Origin of the sequence: Clostridioides sp. GD02404 (assembly GCF_045898275.1) — a bacterium.
Classification (GTDB): Bacteria; Bacillota; Clostridia; order Peptostreptococcales; family Peptostreptococcaceae; genus Clostridioides; species Clostridioides difficile_A.
Genome location: NZ_JBJOCA010000009.1, coordinates 109,464 through 131,919, shown reverse-complemented (window position 1 = coordinate 131,919; position 22,456 = coordinate 109,464). Strand labels below are relative to the sequence as shown.

At 27.5% G+C, this 22,456-nt stretch carries 9 protein-coding genes, 1 tRNA gene and 1 rRNA gene; all 11 read left to right on the top strand.

Annotated elements, in window-relative coordinates:
• Positions 1-71: 71 nt before the first annotated feature.
• The 11 genes from Q3287_RS07785 to Q3287_RS07735 all read left to right on the top strand — a co-directional run bounded on the left by Q3287_RS07785 (position 72) and on the right by Q3287_RS07735 (position 22,454).
• A tRNA-Gly gene (locus tag Q3287_RS07785) sits at positions 72-145 on the top strand.
• An 8-nt stretch (positions 146-153) separates the two neighbouring features.
• Positions 154-270: ribosomal RNA gene (gene rrf / locus Q3287_RS07780) — 5S ribosomal RNA — on the top strand.
• A gap of 269 nt (positions 271-539) precedes the next feature.
• Positions 540-2,561 (top strand): N-acetylmuramoyl-L-alanine amidase, encoded by a 2,022-nt coding sequence (locus Q3287_RS07775; protein WP_407963812.1) that lies wholly within the window; start codon positions 540-542, stop codon positions 2,559-2,561.
• A 470-nt stretch (positions 2,562-3,031) separates the two neighbouring features.
• On the top strand, positions 3,032-5,050 hold the full coding sequence (locus Q3287_RS07770; RefSeq protein ID WP_219673544.1) for an N-acetylmuramoyl-L-alanine amidase: 2,019 nt from the start codon (positions 3,032-3,034) through the stop codon (positions 5,048-5,050).
• Between the two features lie 247 nt (positions 5,051-5,297).
• Positions 5,298-7,214, top strand: coding sequence for a hypothetical protein (locus Q3287_RS07765; protein ID WP_407963811.1), 1,917 nt, complete (start codon positions 5,298-5,300; stop codon positions 7,212-7,214).
• Entirely contained in the window at positions 7,207-9,432 is a 2,226-nt protein-coding gene (locus tag Q3287_RS07760) for an ATP-dependent helicase (RefSeq protein WP_407963810.1), read from the top strand. Before Q3287_RS07765 ends, Q3287_RS07760 begins: the two co-directional genes overlap by 8 nt.
• 140 nt (positions 9,433-9,572) lie before the next feature.
• Positions 9,573-10,403 carry a PD-(D/E)XK nuclease family protein gene (locus Q3287_RS07755; protein WP_407963809.1) on the top strand — a complete coding sequence of 277 codons (831 nt, stop codon included), beginning with the start codon at positions 9,573-9,575 and terminating at the stop codon, positions 10,401-10,403.
• A complete protein-coding gene (gene addB, locus Q3287_RS07750) occupies positions 10,393-13,860 on the top strand; it encodes a helicase-exonuclease AddAB subunit AddB (RefSeq protein WP_407963808.1) in 3,468 nt (1,155 codons plus the stop codon). Before Q3287_RS07755 ends, addB begins: the two co-directional genes overlap by 11 nt.
• Complete coding sequence (addA, locus tag Q3287_RS07745) at positions 13,860-17,684, top strand: helicase-exonuclease AddAB subunit AddA (protein WP_407963807.1); 3,825 nt, start codon at positions 13,860-13,862, stop codon at positions 17,682-17,684. The genes addB and addA overlap by 1 nt, the downstream gene beginning before the upstream one ends.
• Positions 17,685-17,728: 44 nt before the next feature.
• On the top strand, positions 17,729-18,940 hold the full coding sequence (locus Q3287_RS07740; protein WP_054269957.1) for an exonuclease SbcCD subunit D: 1,212 nt from the start codon (positions 17,729-17,731) through the stop codon (positions 18,938-18,940).
• Positions 18,927-22,454, top strand: coding sequence for an AAA family ATPase (locus tag Q3287_RS07735; RefSeq protein ID WP_407963806.1), 3,528 nt, complete (start codon positions 18,927-18,929; stop codon positions 22,452-22,454). The genes Q3287_RS07740 and Q3287_RS07735 overlap by 14 nt, the downstream gene beginning before the upstream one ends.
• Positions 22,455-22,456 lie beyond the last annotated feature (2 nt).

Sequence of the window (22,456 nt, the reverse complement as noted above, 5' to 3'; positions counted from 1 at the left end):
GTAAAATATATATGTAGTTTTTAGAGTGTTAACTCTAGAAAATTAGTTATATTAATTTATAAAAATTTAATGCGGGTGTAGCTCAATGGTAGAGTTCTGGCCTTCCAAGCCAGCTGTGAGGGTTCGATCCCCTTCACCCGCTCCAAAAGATTATGTGGTTACAATAGCAGAGAGGATACACCTGTTCCCATTCCGAACACAGAAGTTAAGCTCTCTAGCGCTGATGGTACTTGGTGGGAAACTGCCTGGGAGAGTAGGACGTAGCCACTTAATCTTTTTTTGTTGTATAAAATTTAATAAAACTACAATTATTATATGTTTTTATATGTCTTTTATAGATTTTTTTGGCAATAAATGATATAGTGGATATAATTAAATATATTAGATATATTTAATTTTTTTATTTTTTGTGTTTTATAAGTTTATTTTTTATATAATTATTTATAATTTTGGGTAGATACACTTTGATATATTTTTTAAATTTAAATCTATAAAACAAAATAGAAATTTATATTAAGTAAGGAGATTAATAAATTAATATGAGAAGAAATGCGAAGTTATTAACAACAGGAATTCTTTCAATGGCAATTGTTGCACCGACAATGGCATTTGCCACTGAATCTAGTGCTATGGAAAATAATGCAGATTTAAATATAAGCTTAGAGAAAAAAAGTATAGTTTTAGGTAGTACGTCAAAAGTTAGTGTTAAATTTAAAGAAAAGCCAGATGCAGACAGTATTACATTAAAATATAAATGTTATGACATGCCATTAGATACGACTATAAATTACAATAAATCAACTGGAGCATATGAAGGGACTATCAATTATAATAAAGACCCAGAATATCAAAATGTTTGGGAGTTACAAGGTATAATAATAAACAGTGAAAATAATCCGAAGACTTTAAACAAACAAGACCTGGAAAAGATGGGACTAAATTTAAAAGACTATAATGTAACACAAGAATGTATAATTGAAGACATAACTTCGAGAAAAGATGTAAGTAAATACTTGAGAAAAACTTCTGCACCTATCACAGAACTTACAGGAAGTGATAGATATGAAACAGCAGTTAAAATAAGTAAAGAAGGCTGGAAAAATGGTTCAGATAAGGTAATTATAATAAGTGGAGATGTAAGTATTGATGGGATTATATCAACTCCATTAGCGACTACGTATAATGCACCTATACTTTTGGTTGAAAAAAATAATGTGCCAGATAGTGTAAAATCAGAATTAAAACGTCTAAATCCTAAAGATGTAATTATAATTGGAGATGAAAACTCCATTTCTAAAACTAGTGCTAATCAGATAAAAACAGCTGTAAAGGCTAGTCAAACACGTCTAAGTGGCTCTAATAGATATGAGACATCTCTATTGATAGCAAAAGAAATAGATAAAAATCACGATGTAGATAAAGTGTACATAACGAATGCTACTGGTGGAGAAGTGGATGCACTCACTATAGCAGCAAAAGCAGGTCAAGATGAGCAACCGATTATATTAACTGATAAAGATAGTATTACAAATAATACATACAAATGGTTGGAGAGTGAGGACTTACAAAGTGCTTATTTTATAGGTGGTCCTCAAATGATATCAACAAATGTCATCAATAAAATAAATGATATAACGAAGGATAGTGTTACTAATAATAGAGTATATGGGGCAGATAGACATGAAACAAATGCAAATGTAATAAAGAAATTCTATACAGAGGATGAATTAGAAGCTATGTTAGTAGCTAAATCGGATGTACTTGTTGATGCTTTAGCAGCAGGTCCATTGGCAGCTAACTTAAAATCACCAATACTTATAACACCAAAAACGTATGTGTCTGCATATCATAAAGAGAATTTAGAGGCCAAATCAGCTAATAAGGTATATAAAATAGGTGGTGGATTGACTTCCAATGTAATGAACTCTATAGCAGCATCATTGTCTAAGCACAATACTACTCCAACAGACCCAGATAATAATACTGGTGCTAAGACAGTTATGATTGACCCAGGACATGGTGGTTCGGATAGTGGAACAACAGGAAAACCATTAGGAGGTATTAAAGAAAAAGATTATACTTTAAATACTTCACTTGCAACTACTGAATATTTACGTTCAAAAGGTATAAATGTAATTATGACTAGAGACACAGATAAAACTCTATCACTTGGAAATAGAACTGCTTTATCTAATTCTTTAAGACCAGATTTATTTACAAGTATACACTATAATGCGTCTGATACAACTGGAAATGGTGTGGAAGTATTTTATAAACTTGAAGATAAAAATGGTGGAACTACCAAAACTTTAGCTACAAATATATTAAATAGAATTTTAGAAAAGTTCAATCTAAAAAACAGAGGTGCTAAGACGAGAGCACTATCAACTGATGCAACAAAAGATTATTTATATGTTTTAAGAACAAATGACATGCCAGCAGTACTTGTAGAATGTGCGTTTTTAGATAATGAAAAAGATATGAGTTTATTGAATACATCAAGCAAAGTAAAGGAAATGGGTACACAAATTGGTAAAGGTATAGAAGAGTCACTAAAATAGTCTAAATGAGAATAATTAAAGGTCTTAATATAAAATAAATTATTGTATTAAACTTAGACTAAGTCTACAAAATAAAATATAATTGTATTAGTAAGAAAGGCTATATATATACTGTTGCATATAAGTGCAAAATAGTGTATATATAGCCTTTTGTAGTTAAGTATAATATAAAAATATTCATATAGACCAAGAATATTATTAGCTATTAAAAATGGTGATATTTGTCTATAAAATACGATGAAAATTAAGGTATTCTGTGTTATTATTTGTTTTTTATGGATTTTTATGGATTTTTATTGTAATAAGTGATATAGTGAAGATAAATAAATGTATCTAATACGTTTATTTTTTTTATTATTTTATTTTTATAATTTATTTATGAATTATTTATAATTTGGGAAGATACACTTTGACATATTAAAAAATTAAGAAGATTAAATTAGAAATTTATTTTAAATAAGGAGATTGATATGAAAAGAAATACAAAATTATTAACAACAGGAATTCTTTCAATGGCAATTGTTGCACCGACAATGGCATTTGCCACTGAATCTAGTGCTATGGAAAATAATGCAGATTTAAGTATAAATTTAGAGAAAAAAAGTATAGTTTTAGGTAGTACATCAAAAGTTAGTGTTAAATTTAAAGAAAAGCCAGATGCAGATAGTATTACATTAAAATATAAGTGTTATGACATGCCATTAGATACGACTATAAATTACAATAAATCAACTGGGGTATATGAAGGGACTATCAATTATAATAAAGACCCAGAATATCAAAATGTTTGGGAGTTACAAGGTATAACAATAAACAGTGAAAATAATCCGAAGACTTTAAACAAACAAGAACTGGAAAAGATGGGACTAAATTTAAAAGACTATAATGTAACACAAGAATGCATAATTGAAGACATAACTTCAAGAAAAGATGTAAGTAAATACTTGAGAAAAACTTCTGCACCTATCACAGAGCTTACAGGAAGTGATAGATATGAAACAGCAGTTAAAATAAGTAAAGAAGGCTGGAAAAATGGTTCAGATAAGGTAATTATAATAAATGGAGATGTAAGTATTGATGGTATTATATCAACTCCATTAGCAACTACATATAATGCACCTATACTTTTGGTTGAAAAAAATAATGTGCCAGATAGTGTAAAATCAGAGTTAAAACGTCTAAATCCTAAAGATGTAATTATAATTGGAGATGAAAACTCCGTTTCTAAAACTAGTGCTAATCAAATTAAATCGGCTGCAAATGCTAATCAAACACGTCTAAATGGCTCTAATAGATACGAGACATCTCTATTGATAGCAAAAGAAATAGATAAAAATCATGATGTAGATAAAGTATATATAACAAATGGTAAGGATGGTGGAGAAATAGATGCACTTACTATAGCAGCAAAAGCAGGTCAAGATAAGCAACCAATTATAGTGGCTGACAAAGATAGTATTACAAATAATACATATCAATGGCTAGAGAGTGAGGATTTACAAAGTGCTTATTTTATAGGTGGTCCTCAAATGATATCAACAAATGTAATCAATAAAGTAAATGATATAACGAAGGATAATGTTACTAATAATAGAGTATCTGGTGCAGATAGACATGAAACAAATGCAAATGTAATAAAGAAATTCTATACAGAGGATGAATTAGAAGCTGTGTTAGTAGCTAAATCAGATGAACTTGTTGATGCTTTAGCAGCAGGTCCATTAGCTGCTAGCTTAAAATCACCAATTCTTATAACGCCAAAGACGTATGTGTCTGCATACCATAAAGCTAATTTAGAAGCTAAATCAGCTAATAAGGTATATAAAATAGGCGGAGGATTGACTTCGAAGGTAATGAATTCTATAGCAGCATCACTATCTAAACATAATACAACTCCAACAGACCCAGGAAATAATACTGGTGCTAAGACAGTTATGATTGACCCAGGGCATGGTGGTTCAGCACCTGGAAATTCATTTGGAGGAATGATTGAAAAAGATTACAATTTAAATACTTCACTTGCAACTACTGAATACTTACGTTCAAAAGGTATAAATGTAATTATGACTAGAGATGCAGATAAAACTGTATCACTTGGAAGTAGAACTGCTTTATCTAACTCACTTAAACCAGACTTATTTACAAGTATACATTACAATGGTGATAATAATAGAAAAGGTCATGGAGTAGAAGTATTTTATAAACTTAAAGATAAAAATGGAGGAACTACTAAGACTGTAGCTACAAATATATTAAATAGAATTTTAGAGAAATTTAAACTTACTAATAGAGGTATAAAAATAAGAACTCTAGACGATAACCCTGCAAAAGATTATTTATATGTTTTAAGAACTAATAATGTGCCAGCTGTACTTGTAGAATGTGCATTTTTGGATAATGCTAGTGACATGAGTTTAATAAACTCTCCAGCAAAAGTAAAAGAAATGGGAACACAAATAGCTAAGGGAATAGAAGAGTCATTAAAGTAATTGTAAGTAAAAATATTTGAAAGTTTAATATAAATTTATAATTGTAAATTTACATTAAAGCCATAAAATGAAATATAAGTGTATCAATACCAAAGACTGTATATACATTGTTGCATATATGAATGCAAGACTCTGTATATATAGTCTTTTTTGTAGTTAAATGCAATAATTTGATTGTATTTTGTAAAATACACAATATGATATAATTAGATAATATACACTTAATTTAATTGAGGAAGGTGATTATGTGGAATATTTACTTGAAAAGAGTGGTTTAAAAGAATATAGATATGAACCTTTAAATAAATACAGAGAAATATTAGAAAAAAACTATAATAATTCAAGAAGCATTATACTATTAGTTCCAAATAATAATACAAAAATAAGATATGAAAGGTTTTTAAATTTAGATTACAGTGAAGAGTTGAAAATAACAACATATATAGGTTTTGTAAAAAAAGAATTATTGAAGTATTGGCCACTTATAATAGAAAAATGTAATGAAATAAATAAAAAAACTGTATCTCCAACATTTATATCAAACAGCTTAAGTGAATATTTAATAGTACAGAAAGTTAAGGAAAAAAGGATACAAGAAGGTTACTTTGAAGATATTACAGGAACAAATAAATCAATAGCAAATAGTATAATGACTAATATAAACAAAGCAGCATTCAATTTAACTGACTTTGATTCTATAGGAGAAAAAATATATTCATCAAAGAAAAATAGAGACAGTATATACAGATTTTCATACACTCAGATGGATGAAATTATATCATATTATATAAATTCATTACTATCAAATTCAATTTTGGATAATGCGTTAAGTGTATATCTATATAATCAATATCTGCTTACTGATGATTTTTATATAAAAAACTTATTTAAAGAAGTAAGATATATAATAGTGGATAGCCTTGAAAGTTCAAGTAATGTAGAAGTTGATTTTATTGCAAAAGCATTAGACAATGTATTAGAAAGTTATATATATATTGACTATAGCAAGGATTATTCTGTATTTAACAATATAGATATAGACTATATAAATGAAAAGATAATATCAAAGATTAACTCACAAGAAAAAGATAAGATTAAGAAGAAGAGTATTAAAATAGAGGATTTATATTTATTAAATGCAAAAGTAGAATTGAATCAATCAAGCCAACTGTACAATGAAATGTTAGATTTAATAAGTAATAAAATTATATCTCTTATAGAAAGTGGGGTATCTCCAAGAGATATAGCAATTATATCTCCTATAAATAATACTATATTAGAGTATCAAATTAGGGATTCTTTGATAGAAAAAAACATAGATGTTTTTAATACTAAAAAAGACAAAAAAGCAATAGATTATCCTTATGGAAATGCCCTTGTAGTGGCTACTTGCATATTTTATGGGTATTTAGATTTTATAAAAGAGGATGAATATTTAAGCTTTTTAGAAACTCTTTTAGAAATAAATCGGATAAAAGCATTTAAACTTTTCAATGAAACAAGAAATTCAAGTATTGATGATATAGATGGATATAGTCAGTACTGTGATATTTTACAGTATATTGAAGATAAGAAGAAAAGTGATATAAAAATACATGAATTTTTAATTCAGTTCTATATAGATAAAATGCTAGGTTTAAAAGAAGGTAAAAAAAACGTTGGCTTATGTAAAAAGATAATAACTGAAAGTGAGTCTTTTAGTGAAAGTATAAATTTACTTGGTATGAGAGAAGAAAAAATATTTATAGAAGCTTTAAAGACTACAATAAACGATTATTACTCTGTTGTTGATATAGAGGAGTTGAAATCCAAAGATAAAATAGTAATAACTACTCCTTATTCATATATATCATCAAATATAGATAGAAGTATACAAATATGGGTAGATATAGGAAGCAATGCTTGGAATATGAAAATAGAAAAAGATATAAGTAATTTAATTGTACTTAGAAAATCTTTTGAGGAAAAAAAGGTTTATACAAATGAAATGGAAGAATATTATAAGAAATATTATCTATACAATACTGTATATAATTTATTACTAAATGCAAATAAAATTTATGCATATAAGAGTGAGTATACTATTAACGGATATATTCAAGAAAGTATGTTATATAGTATACTCTTAAAAATCTCACATAAAGGAGATAAGAATTATGATTAATATAAATTATAGAGAAGATCAGATACCGATAATAAATTATGAAGCTGGTACTATGGCAGTACCAGCAGTACCAGGTGCAGGAAAAACATTCATAATAACAAACTTAGTAGCGAAGCTATTACTTGAGCAGAGGCATAAAGGAGGCAAGATATTAGTTCTTACATATATGAACAGTGCTGTAAATAATTTTAAAGGTAGAATAAAAAAGATTCTTGAAGAGAACAAAATAGATGATATTAGCTCTTATGAAGTAATGACCATACATAGTTTGGCTGTAAAGATAATAAAGGAAAAACCAGAAGTTGTAATGTTAAGTGAGGATTTTAATATAGCTGATGATTTACAAAAAAATATTATATTAAATGAATGTATAAATAGATTTAGATTTGAAGGAGGAGAAAGAGCTTTTAGATGGTTTCTAAAGGAGCAAAAAGATGAGCATTGGAAGGAAATAACTCTTGAGGCTTGGGAAAAAGGTTTTTTTGAATTTGCAGTAAACGCAATAAGTGAGCTTAAGTACAAGGGGATTTCTCCAGATAAACTTGAGGAAATATTGTCAAGAGGACACAAAGGAATGCTTAAAATTATTTTACCAATATATAAATTATATGATAGGAAGTTGAAGCAAAATGGATTACTAGATTATGATGACATATTAATTTTAGCAGAAAAAACTTTGACATTAGATGAAGCACTTAGAAAGAAATTTCAAGTTAGGTACAAATATATTTTTGAAGATGAATGCCAAGATTCAAATGAAATTCAAGGTAATATAATAAAAATTATATCTAGTGAAAACAAAAATTTAGTTAGAGTGGGGGATATAAATCAGAGTATAACAGGTACATTTTCATCATCAGACCCTAGATTTTTTAAAGAATTTATAAATAACTCAGATTTCTGTTATAGGATGAATATGTCAAATAGAAGTTCAGAAGATATACTTAATTTAGCAAATACTCTTGTAGATTATGTTACAAAGGAATTTAAACAGGAAGAATGTAGACATGCTCTTGAAGACATGCAAATAAAGACTGTTCCAAATGGAATGGGTTATAAAGAAAATCCTAGCCCAGAACATTACAATATAAATGTAAAGTGGTATAAAAGCTGGAAAAATGAAATAGAGCAAACTGCCAAATATGTTAAAGGGATAAAAAATAAATACCCAGATAAGAGTATAGGTATATTAGTTCCATTTAATGAGCAAGTTACACAAGTTGCTAAAGAGCTTAGAGAATACAATCTATCTTTTGAAGAATTAGGTCCAAATTCCATGAGTAAGAGGAAAATTATAAACAACATAGCATCTATTATTGATTTTATGCTACATTGTGATGATATAGAAAAGTTAATAGATGTACTTGATAAGGTTTTTATAAATACTGATAATGAAGCAGAGGAAAAAACTTTCTTAGAAGTAATAAAAAATTATTCAACAGAAGAAATTATCTACAATTTTGAATTTAGTAAGATAGAGACTGATTTAATCGAAATTAATGAAGAAAGTGATATATATATAAGTTTCAAAAGAGGAATAGATATTATAAAACATATATTAGAATATCCAGTAATAAGGTTAGACATATTAGTTTTATTTATTGGGAAAAAACTTAATTTAGAAAAAGAAGATAAGGCTGTACTTGATTATATATCTTTTTATATAAAGTATCTAGTATCAGAAAATATACATATGGATTTAGAAGATGTATATAATTTATTGTTTGATGTAAAAAATAAGGTATTCAATCACATAATAGATGTAGTATATGAAATAAATGGATATGAACCAGAACCTGGAAGTATAACATTATGTAACTATCATAAGTCAAAGGGGATGGAGTGGGATTGTGTGTTTTTATTAGGTCTTATTGAATATAATTTCCCTGACAATATCAATCAAAAATTTCAGAGTGATAAATGGTATTTAAAAGAAAAATACAAAAATCCTATGGCAATTATTAAATCAGAAATCGAGGCTATATTAAAAGGAAGTATCTCAACTGACTATGCTCATAAAACTAAGATTGATTCTATAAATGAAAAAATTAGGCTTTTATATGTAGGAATCACCAGAGCAAAGGAAATGTTAATACTTTCAGGAAGTGCCTATAGAGATGAAAATGATATAGGTAATAAAAGAAAAGAGCAAAAACCAAGTATATACTTAAACAGATTGAACCGACATATTAGTGAAAAGAGGTTGAATAACTGTTAATATATAATAAGTTTGATTATGCGAAATTCTATGAAACAGGAACCCTGTGACTTTAGTCATGGGAGGTTCAGTGAAAAAGTTAAAACAATAGATAGTAGCAAATAGCTATTAAAAATAAAGTTAAGAGAGAAGTGATATGAGTGAATGATAAATTAAAATATTTTTCTTATAGTCAAAATTCAATTAACACGTATAAATCATGTCCATTGAAGTTTAAATATAAATATATTGATAGAATAAATTGGAAAAATGATGATATTGGTAGTAGAGAGTATTATGAAAGCTTAAAAACAGGAAGAGATTTTCATTTAATTTGCGAAAGGTATTTTAGCAATATACCCCTTGGAATCTATTTTAATGATGAGGATAAAAATGGCAAAAAATTTTTAAAATGGATTGAAAATATAAAAAAAGTTGTCTCTATTAAAGAAGATAAAATATATCTACCAGAGTATGAAGTAAGGATGACTTTGAGAGGAGATACACTACAGGCAAAGTATGATTTAGTTGTAGTTGGAAAAGATGAGATAGAGATATGGGATTGGAAAACTGAGTCTAAAAAGATTGACTATAAAAATGTAGAAAATAGAATACAAACAATTGTTTATATGTTTTTAGCAAAAGAAGTAATCCCAAAAGTTTTAAAAATGGACATAAATGTTAAAGATATAAATATGAAATACTATCAACCTGAATTTGATGACTTACCAATCATCATTTCATATGACGAAGAAAAGCATGAAACAAATAAAAATAAAATTCAAACTTATATAAATATGATAAAGAATACTAATTATGAAGAACATACATACGAAGACAATCTATACAATGATATAGAAAAGGTATATAATAAAGAAGAACGTATGTGCTATAGAAATAAGAAGCATTGCAAGTATTGCGAATTCAATAAATTATGCAATGATAAAGAAATAGATTATAGTATTTTGGAGGCGGAAATTTATGGGACTTAGGTTTATATTAGGTAGAGGTGGAAGTGGAAAATCTACTTATATGCTAGATGAAATTAAAAGAGAAGCTCAAAGAAATGAAATAACATCAATTATACTTTTAGTTCCAGAACAATACACATTTGAGGCTGAAAATAGAGTGAGTAAACTATTTTTAGGAAAAGAAAAAGATAAGTATCTAAGAGTTAGAGTGCTTAGTTTCAAAACACTAAGTAATATAGTTTTTTCTCAAGCAGGAGGATTAACAGATGTAAATATAAATTCTAGTGGAAAAGCAATGATGGTATATAGAGCGATTGAAGATGTAAGTGAAGAATTAAATGTATTTTCAAAGTCAAAGTCACAATCTGGTTTTGTAAGTTCAATTGCAGATATGATATCGGAAATGAAACAGTACAATATAAGTCCTGAAATGTTAGAAAATATATCAGGAGAATTAGATAATGAGACTTTAAGCCTAAAATTAAAAGATATAAGTAAAATATATAATTCTTTTGAAGGAAAATTACATGAAAATTATGTAGATGCTCAAGATATGTTAACCTCATTGGCAAATAGGATAGAATTAAGCAGTTATTTAGATGGAGCTTGTGTTTATATAGATGAATTTACAGGTTTTACACCAAATCAGTACAATGTAATAAAGAGCATATTAAATAAAGCTAAAAATGTCAGTATTTCTTTAACTGTAGATGACATTAATTATATTGGATATAGTAAAGCAGATGTATTTTCTAGAACTAAATTTACTTATTCAAAGTTAACTCAATTGTGTAATGAAGAGGGGATAAAAATACTTCCACAAGTAAATTTGAATACAGGTGTTATAAAAAGATTTGAAGAAATCAAAGAATTACAACACTTAGAAAGATTTTATAATGCTTATCCATATAAAACATATTTAAATCCAACTGAAAATATAAAGATAAAAGAGTTTAATAATTTATATTCAGAGGTAGAAGAAATAGCTAAAGAAATTGTACATTTAGTTAGAGATAAGAATGTTAGATATAGAGATATAACTATAGCCACAAGAGATTTAAATAGATATGATTTTTTAGTACACTCTATATTTAATGAATATAATATACCAAATTTTATAGATAAGAAGAGAGAAGCAAAAAGTAACCCGATAGTTATTTTAATTATTTCAGCCTTAGAAATGAAGCATAGACGATATGGATATGAGACCATGTTTAGATATTTAAAAAGCGGACTTATAGGAATTGATAATAATGATATAAATTTACTAGAAAACTATGTGCTAGCTAATGGAATAAAAGGTAAGAAATGGTTTGATGAAAAATGGGATTATAGAATAACACAGAGTCTTTCTAGTGAAGAAAGTGAATTTGAACTAGAATTAAAAGATAAAATAAATGAAATAAAAAATAGAGTACTAGAGCCAATAGTTACTTTACAAGAAAAACTAAAAGGGAAAAATAGAGTAAAAGAAATATGTAAGTATATATATGAATTTTTACTGGATATAAATATGCCAGAAACTATAGAAAGTTTAATAGTAAATTTTAAAGATAAAGGAGAACTTGATGTTGCCAATCAATACTCACAAGTTTGGGATATAGTAGTGGATGTACTAGACCAAATGGTTGAGCTTATGGGTGATGAAATAATTTCTTTAGAAAAATTTATAAAGCTAATAACTTTAGGTTTTGATGAATACGAATTAGGATTAGTTCCTCCTAGTATAGACCAAGTACTTGTAAGTAGTGTGGATAGAATGAAAAATCCAAATACTAAGTATTTATATCTAATTGGAACTACTGATGGTATATTTCCTCTAATTACAAAGGATAGTGGAATATTAAGTGATAATGATAGAGAAAATCTTGGAAGTAAAGGAATTGAAGTTGACATTGATAGTAAAACTAGAAGTTTTGAGGAACAGTTTCTAGTATATAAGGCTCTTACTTCTACATCTGAGAATTTAATCATAACATATCCTATATCTGACAATGAAGGTAAAACTCTTAGACCATCAATAATTATATCAAGACTTAAAAAGATATTTCCAAATATAGACAACAAAAGTTATTTAGTAGAAGAAGATAAGCAAAATGATGAAGATATACTTAAAAAAATAACTGTTAAATCACCTACATTTAATGAACTTATAAATGTAATAAAAAATTATGATAATGATAGTTACAATAAAGAAGATATTAATAGTATTTGGCTAGATATATATAGATACTATCTAAAGGATGAAATGTATAGTTCGATAACAAAAAAAGTTATAAAAGGCCTTAGTTATACCAATCAAGTCCATAAGATTGAAGAAAAAAAGATAAGGTCGTTATATAAAAGTAATTCTCTTAGTGTATCTAGGCTTGAAAAATATGCAGAGTGCCCATTTGCTTATTTTATACAGTATGGTTTAAAAGCTAGAAAACGTAAAGAATATTCATTTACACCACCAGATTTGGGAACTTTCATTCACAATATTTTAGATAGATTTTCAAAGGAGCTTTCACAAGATAGTTTATCTTGGAGAGACATTGATGAAAAGTATATAGAATTAAAGATAGGTATAATAGTTGATGAAATAATTTCAAAGATACCAGGATATATATTAAATAGTTCTGAAAGGTATAAATATCTTGCATATAGATTAAAAAATATGTTGACAACTGCTGTAGATATAATCAGTCAACAAATAAAACAAGGTTCATTTGAGCCAATAGATTATGAAGTTAATTTTGGAAGAGATGGAAAATATCCTCCTATAAAAATAGTATTAGATAATGGAGAAGAAGTAAATCTAATTGGGCAAATAGACAGAGTTGATGAATTTAAAGAAGGAGAAAATAAATATATAAGAATAGTAGATTATAAATCGGGTAATAAAGATATAAGTTTGACAGAAATATATTATGGTCTACAGTTGCAATTACTTGTGTATTTAGATGCAATTCTTGACAGTGTAAAAGGAGAAGATGTAAATATAAATCCAGCTGCAATATTATATTGTAGAATAAATAACCCAATAGCGAAATTTAATGAAGATAAAGATGATGAAGAAATACAAGAAGCAATACTGAAAGAACTTAGAATGAAGGGGCTTGTAATAAAAGATTCCCATATAATAAAAGAAATGGATAAATCATTAATAGATGGAGAAAGAAAAAACTCTTTAGTAATACCAGTAGGTCTTACAAAGGATGGAAATGTAGGCAAAAGCACATCAACAGTAACTTATGAGGAGTTTAAATTACTTAGAAATTATGTAAAACATGCTATAAAGGATTTATGTGAAGATATGTTAAGTGGAGAAATCTGTATAGCTCCATATAAACACAAAGATGGAACATCATGTGATTTTTGTGATTATTCAGCTATATGCCAATTTGATTCAACTATGAAAGATAATAAATATAAAAATTTAAATAATAAGAGCAATGAAGAAATAATAAAACTGATGAAAGGAGATGTTAATTAGTGAGTTCTCCTAAATGGACAAAAGAGCAATTAGAAGTCATAGAAAGTAGAGATTGCAATTTATTGGTTGCAGCAGCTGCTGGGTCAGGAAAAACAGCAGTGCTAGTTGAGCGTATAATTCAAATGATAACAAGTAGGGAAAATCCAATCGATATAGATAAGTTATTAGTGGTTACATTTACTAATGCTGCTGCATCAGAGATGAGAGAGAGAATAGGTGATGCTATAGGAAAATCACTAGATGAAAATCCAGAAAATAAACATTTACAAAATCAACTGGTTCTATTAAATAAATCTAGCATTACAACAATACACTCATTTTGTTTGGATGTTATAAAATCAAACTTTCATAGAATAAATTTAGACCCAAATTTCAGAATAGGAGACCAAACTGAATGTGCTATTTTGAAACAAGAGGCAATAGAAGATGTATTTGAAACCTTGTATGAAGAAAGAAATGAGGGATTTTTAAATTTAGTTGAAAGTTATGCAGAAAGAGGAGGAGACAAGGAAGTACAGGATATTATTTTAGGAATATATTCATTTGCAATGGCTTCTCCTAAACCTAAAAAATGGTTGCTTGATTCAGCAGAGAGATTTAATATTGATGAGGACTTTGATTTTTCACAATCTATTTGGGCTAGAGCTATATTGGATACTGTAAAAATAGAAATTAATGGTCTTTGTTTAAATATGGAAAAGGCATTAAAAGAAGTTGAATCAATAGCAGAATTAGAAACCTTTTCAGAAAAGTTAGCTATTGAGTATAAAAAAATAGTAGGTATTTCAGAAGCATGTAATGAGTCCTGGAATGAAGCATATAAAAAGATGGCAGCTATGTCTTTTGAAAACTATGTAAAAGGAGTAAAAAGGATACCAAAAGATGCTCCTTCATATATAAAAGAATCAAAAGAAAAAGCAAAGGCTATGAGAGATAAGGCTAAGAAATCTTTAGAAAGTATAGTAAATGCTACATTCAATAAAGATAATGACTCTATTAAAGAAGAAATAAAATATCTTTATAATATAGTCAAGCCTATATCTAATATTGTACTGAGATTTGAAGAGGAATATAGTAATAAGAAAAGTGAAAAAGGAATAATAGACTTTAATGATATAGAGCATTTTGCCTTAAATATACTAACCAATATGGATGAAGAAGGCAATATTGTACCTTCTGATATAGCAATGGGATATAGAAAGAAGTTCTATGAGATATTTATAGATGAATATCAAGATAGTAATCTAGTACAGGAAGTGTTGCTTAAAGCTGTGGCTAACACAGAAACACCAAATAGGTTTATGGTTGGAGATGTAAAGCAGAGTATATATAGATTTAGACAAGCAAAGCCAGAATTATTTTTACAAAAATACAATAACTATAATGATAAAAAGGGAACTTCTCATAGAAAAATAATGCTTTATAAAAACTTTAGAAGTAGGGAAGAAGTTGTAGATGCTGTAAATTATATATTTGAAAATATAATGAATGAAAATATAGGGGAAATTGAATATACAGAAAAAGAAAGGCTCAATTTTGGGGCTGATTTTAAATTGGATACAGATGAAGCATCTATTATTGGCGGAGCAACAGAAGTACATCTTATACAAAAAGATAATAAACTTGATGATGATACTATAAACAATAAAAATGATAGTGATAATAATGAAGACAATGAATTAGAAGAAGAAAAATTAGATAATATACAACTTGAGGCCAGAATGGTTGGAAAGATTATTAAAGATTTAATGAGAGCTAATGAAGAAGGAAAAATCCAAAAAATCTACGACAAGGGAATTGACGGATATAGACCTGTGGAGTTTAGAGATATAGTGATTCTTTTAAGAGCTACATCAGCATGGGCTCCAGTGTTTGCAGATGAATTGATGAATATGGATATACCAACATATGCCGATGTTGGAGTGGGATATTTTGATACCATTGAAATAAAAACTATATTATCATTACTTCAGATAATAGATAATCCAATACAAGATATACCACTTATATCTGTATTAAAATCTCCTATATTTGGATTTACACCAGAGGATTTGATTGATATTAGAATTCAGAATAAAGATAAGACTTTTTATGAAGTTTTAGAAAGTACATCAGAGTATGATGATTTTATAGATTCTCAAAATGAAAATAAGTCTGAGTTTATACCAAGTAAAGAATGTATAAGTAAAAGCAAGGATTTTTTCGTTAAATTAAGGGACTTTAAAGAAAAATCAATGTACATGAGTACTGACGAATTTATCTGGTATTTGTATACAAAGACTGGATATTATGCTTATGTTGGGGCATTACCAGGTGGAAGTCAAAGACAAGCTAATTTAAAAGTGTTGTTTGAGAGAGCAAAACAATTTGAAGAAACTAGTTTTAAGGGAATATTCAACTTTGTAAATTTTATAGAGAAATTAAAAAAATCTAGTTCTGATATGGGAAGTGCAAAGACACTTGGAGAAAATGCAAATGTTGTTAGGATAATGAGTATTCATAAAAGTAAAGGATTAGAATTTCCAGTAGTTATATGTTCTGCAATGGGTAAAAACTTCAATACTCAAGATTTTAAAAAGAGTATCTTATATCATCATAATTTAGGGTATGGACCTCAGTTTGTAGATTATGAAAGAAGAATATCTTTTCCAAGTATAGCCAAGGAAGCATTAAAAAGTAAAATAAATATAGAAAATCTATCAGAAGAGATGAGAGTTTTATATGTTGCATTTACAAGAGCAAAAGAAAAATTGATTATAACAGGTTCTACTAGAAATGTACAAGATAGTATAAAACGATGGGCAAATGGAATTGAAGGTCTGGATACAATATCACAATATGAGATACTAAAAGGTAAAAATTTTCTGGATTGGATAATGCCTTGTGTATTAAAACATAAAGACTTATCTAATTTATTGGAAGATGTAGGTTTAGATGCAGTCTTTAATGTTGACCATAATTCAAAATGGTATGGAAGACTATGGAATAAGAATAATGTCTTAATAGAAAGAAAAACTAATGAAGAAAATGAAAGTATTGAAGAAATCCTTGAAAAGATAGATGTAGATAATCCTGATAGCAATTATTATACTGAAATAGAAGGAAAATTAAATTATGTATATCCATATGAGTTTAGCACAAGAAAACCTGCTAGTATATCTGTTACAGAAATAAAAAAAATACAAAACAACTATGAGGAAGAGTTAATAAATACTATATTTGAACAAAAAGTAACACTAAAAAAACCTCTATTCATTCAAAATGATGAAGAAAGAGAAAGGATTAATGGAGCAGAAAGAGGTACTATAGTCCATTTGGTTATGGAAGTTTTAGACTTAAAAAAAGTAAATAGTGTAAATGATATAAAGTCACAAATACAAGGATTTATTTCAAAAGGTGTAATAACAGAAAAACAGGCTAGTATAGTAAATCCATATAAAATATATAAATTTTTTGCTTCAAATATAGGCAAAAGGATGCTGAATGCTGAACTTATAAATAGAGAAAAATCCATTTATGCACAAGTGAATATGAAAGATATTTATATTTATGAAGAATTAATAAAAAATGATGATAAAAAACTCTATGATAAAGAAAGTGTCATGTTAAGAGGTATAGTTGATGCTTATTTTGAAGAAGATAATCAAATAGTTTTAGTTGACTATAAAACAGATTTTGTAAATGAAGAAAATATAAATCAAATAATAGAGAAATATAAAAAACAATTAGATTTATATGCAGATGTTATTGAAACTTTAACAGGGAAGTCAGTAAAAGAAAAATGTATATATTTATTTGGTGTTGATAAAGCTGTTTGTTATTAGTTTTTTTATATAAATTAAACATAAAGATAGAGGAAGGGGAAAAAATGAGATTTATTCATACATCAGATTGGCATCTAGGGAAATCCCTAGAGGGCCATTCTAGAATTGAAGAGCAAGCAAAGTTTTGTGAGGAATTTATAGAAATAGTAGAATCAAATGAAATAGATATGGTTGTAATTGCTGGAGATATATATGATACTTCTAATCCTCCTGCACAAGCAGAAAAACTGTTTTATCAAACTGTTTCAAAACTTGCTAATAATGGGCAAAGGTGTGTATTAATAATTTCAGGAAATCATGATAATCCAGAGAGACTTTCTGCAATAACACCTTTAGCACATGAACAGGGAATACTTATATTTGGTTATCCATCAAGTGCTACAACAAAAGCTAAGTATAGAAACTTTGAAATAACAGATGCAGTACAAGGATGCACAACACTAAATATAAATGGTGAAAGTGTTGTAATTGCTACCTTACCTTATCCAAGTGAAAAAAGATTGAATGAAGTTTTTTCGAGTGAAGATGATTTGGAAAAACAAAAAACTTATTCTGAAAAGGTAGGCAATATATTTAAAAATCTAGAAGAAAACTTTAGAAGTGATACTATAAATATAGCAGTATCACATATATTTGTAATAGGTGGAGAGAGTACTGAATCAGAAAGACCAATACAACTAGGAGGAAGTTTTTTAGTTGAAAGAAAAGATTTACCAGAAAAAGCTCAATACACTGCATTAGGTCATTTGCATAAACAACAAAAAGCTTCTGAACGTTTAAATGCATATTATTCAGGTTCTCCACTTCAATATAGTAAAGATGAAAGAGCATATACTAAAGGTGCATATATAGTGGATATAAAGGCTGGTGAAAAACCAGTAATTGGGGAAGTATACTTTAATAATTATAAACCTATAGAAGTATTTAAATGTAATGGTATAGAAGAAGCTTTAGAGATATGTGAGCAAAATCAAAATAGAGATATTTGGTCATACTTTGAAATAAATACTGATGAGATAATATCACAGAATGAAATAAAAAAAATGAAGGAATTATTAAAAGACATAATAGAAATAAAACCAATAATAACATCTTGCTATGAACAAGAAAGTGTAGATATAAAAGAAAAGTCTATGGCAGAGTTATTTAAAGAATTTTATTCTTTTAGTAGAGGTGTGGAGCCAAAAGGGGAGCTTATGGATTTGTTTCTAGATATAATAAGTGAAGAGGGTGAATCAGCAGATGAGACCAATTAGGTTAGAAGTTACAGGACTTAATAGCTACATTGATAAACAAGTTATAGACTTTGAAAAGCTAATTGAAAGAGGTTTGTTTGGGATATTTGGAACTACTGGAAGTGGAAAATCTACAATTTTAGATGCAATAACCATTGCTATGTATGGAAATATCTCCAGAAATACAAAAGAATATATAAATAGTGTATGTGATAAGGCAATTATATCATATGAATTTGAGATAGGAAGTAAAAATACTAGAAGAAGATATATTGTAGATAGAACTATTGCTAGAAGCAAAACAGGAACAAAGACTTCTAATGCTAGATTAATAGAGATATTGAATGACAATACTAAAAATGTTTTAGCTGATAAGGTTGTGGAAGTAAATGAAAAGGTAGCTCAAGTTGTAGGTCTAACAGCTAATGACTTTACTAGGTCAGTAGTTTTGCCACAAGATAAATTTAATGAGTTTCTGAGATTGTCACGAGCAGATAGAAGAGACATGTTAGAGAGAATTTTCAATCTTGAGAAATATGGAAGAAGTCTTGGAGAAAAAGTAAAAAAGAGAAAAAACCTACATTTACAAAATTTGAAAGATTTAAAATCAAAATTAAGTCAATATGATGGAATTACAGAAGAAGTATACAACAATATAAATCAAGAATTAATAGAATTAAAACAAGCTGAAAAAGAGAAAAATAAAGCTTTGGATTTAGCTCAGAAATCTTATGAAGAGAGTAAAGCAGTATATGAAGAACAATTAAAACTAGAGAAAAATGAGATTAGAAAAGATGAACTTAATTTAAAAAGCAATGAGATAAAAGAAAAGACAAGTGTTGTAGAAAATGATAATAATGCAAGAAAAGTAGACCCATACATAGGCTCTGTTCAAAATCTAGAAAAAAAAATAAATGAAGATAACTTTACTGTAAGTAATTTAGAAAAGAAATTAGTGATACTAAATCAGGAACTTGAGGTCATAAAAAATAGATATGAAAAAATAAGTAGAATTAAAAATGAAGAGGTTCCTAAATTAAGTGAAGAAAAGATAAGGTTGCAACAGGCAATAAGATTAGAAGAGGAGTTAGTTTTATTAGATAAAGAGTTAAAAGAGTTAAAAGAACATGGTGTTAATTTAAATAAGAATAAAGTAGAATTAGAAAAAGTAAAACAAGAGGCTGAATCTAGAAAAGATGCAGTAATTAAGTCCATAAAAGAAGTTGAAGGAAAAATCGATAAAGTAAATATAGGTGCTGAATTAAAACAAAAGATATTTTTAGCATATGAATATGAGAAAGATTATAATAAAGTCTTAGAAGAGAAGAATCAAAAAGTAAATAAACTAGAAGAAATACTTAAAGAGACAGAAGACATAAATTTAAAAATCAGATATATCGATAAAGATAAAAATGATACAAAACGTAATTTAGAAAATTTATCTCTTCACTTAGATGTTCTTCTTAGAAAATGTCCTGGTAAGAGTGCAGATTTACTTTTAAAATCTGAATATGTAACTGAATTAAGAAATAAAGCAAACAATACTAAAGAAAATGAAATTAAGAAGAACAATATACAAGATGAATTAAAGATAGTACTAGAAAGTAAGTTTAATACTGAAAGAGAAATAAATTTACTAAATGAGAAGCTTGAAAATAATAGAAAAAATAGAGAAGACTTAGAAAAAGAACTAGAAGAGTTAAAATATTTAAATTTAGCATCAGAGCTTAGACGTGAGTTAAAAGAAAATACGCCATGCCCAGTTTGTGGGTCAAAACATCATGAAAACCATAATATAACTAAATATGATGAGAATATAGCTTTTGTCAAAGAAAAACTAGAAAAACAGGAAAAAGAAAAATTAAGTATAAGACGCAATATAGAGGAATTAAATGCTAAAGTAAGTGGATATTTATCTGTAGAAAAAATGAAAACTAAAGAATTGGAAGATGTAAAAGGAAAACTAGGTGATATTCCATCTAGTCAATTGTTAAAAAAGCTTGATGACGAACAAAGAAAACTTGCTTTGCTTAAATCTAACATTCAAGAATGGGAGAAAGAGAAAGAAGATACCGAAAATAAGATAACATTAGTTAAAGAAGAGAAGAATAAAGTTGAAAAAGAAGAACTAAAAATAAAAGAAAGCTTGAATAACTATAAGAAATTAACGAGAGACTTAAATACAGAGATAGAAAGTCTAGAAAATAAATGTAAAAAACTAAAACAGGAGTATATAGGATTAAAGACGATTACTAAAGTTTCTAATCTATCATCAAAGGTAGAAGAAATAAGAGAAAATGAAAAAAAATTAGAATTACTAAGCACTGGATACTCCAAATTATTAAAAAATAGAGATTCATTAGACCTTAAAATAAGAGAAAATCAAAGTAAACTACATGAGATAGAGATAGAGTTAATAAGAGCTAGAGAATTATATGTAGAAAAAAAAGTGCATAGAGAAAATAAGTATAAAGAAGTTATTAACATAACTAAGGGTGATTTGGCTAAAAATCTTTTACATAATGTTGAAGAAAATATATGTAAGATATTAGAACAAGAAGAATCAAGTAGAAAAAAATTAGAAGAGCAAAGATTAGAGTATGAAAAAAATATTGCTGAAAAACACAATATAGATGGTAGACTTAAAACAGCTAGAGAACAATATAAAGAACAAAAAGTAATATTAAATGGATTATTAGCAGAAAATAAATTTGAAAGTATATATGCAGTAAAAAGAGCTTTATTAGATGGCGATGAAATAAAAAAATTAATTGAAGAGATATTAGAATATGAAGAAGAACAAAAATTATTGACATTTAAAATAAAATCATCAAAAGAAAAATTAAATGGTAGGACTGTAAAGAAGGAATACTTTGAGCAATTAAAAGACGAGATTTATAATCTAAAAGTTGAGATAGGTAATATATCAAAAGATATTGGAGCTAATCAAAATAAGCTAATAACATTAAAAGACTCTTTAGATAAGATAAATGATTTTAATAAAGAACTTAAAGTAGTTGAACACCAGGTAGATTTATTAGAGGAATTAGATAAATGTGTGCAAGGAAACAAGTTTGTAGAATATGTTTCTACAAACCAATTAAAATATATCGCTTTGGAAGCATCAAAAAGATTAGAAAGAATAACAAAAGGAAGATATGCACTTGAAATTGATTCGACGCTGAATTTTGTAATGAGAGATAATTTTAATGGAGGAGAAAGAAGAAGTATTGATACCCTATCTGGTGGAGAAACATTCTTAACTTCTCTATCACTAGCACTTGCTCTTTCATCTCAGATACAATTAAAGGGAAGTGCACCTCTAGAGTTCTTCTTTTTAGATGAAGGTTTTGGCTCACTAGATAGTGAACTTTTAGAAATTGTTATAGAATCATTGGAAAGATTGCATAGTAATAATCTAAGTGTGGGTATAATAAGTCATGTCGAGGAACTTAAAAATAGAGTTCCTGTTAAGTTAATAGTTTCATCTAGTGAGGCTGGAGTAGGTTCACAAGTAAAAATTGAATATAGTTAAAA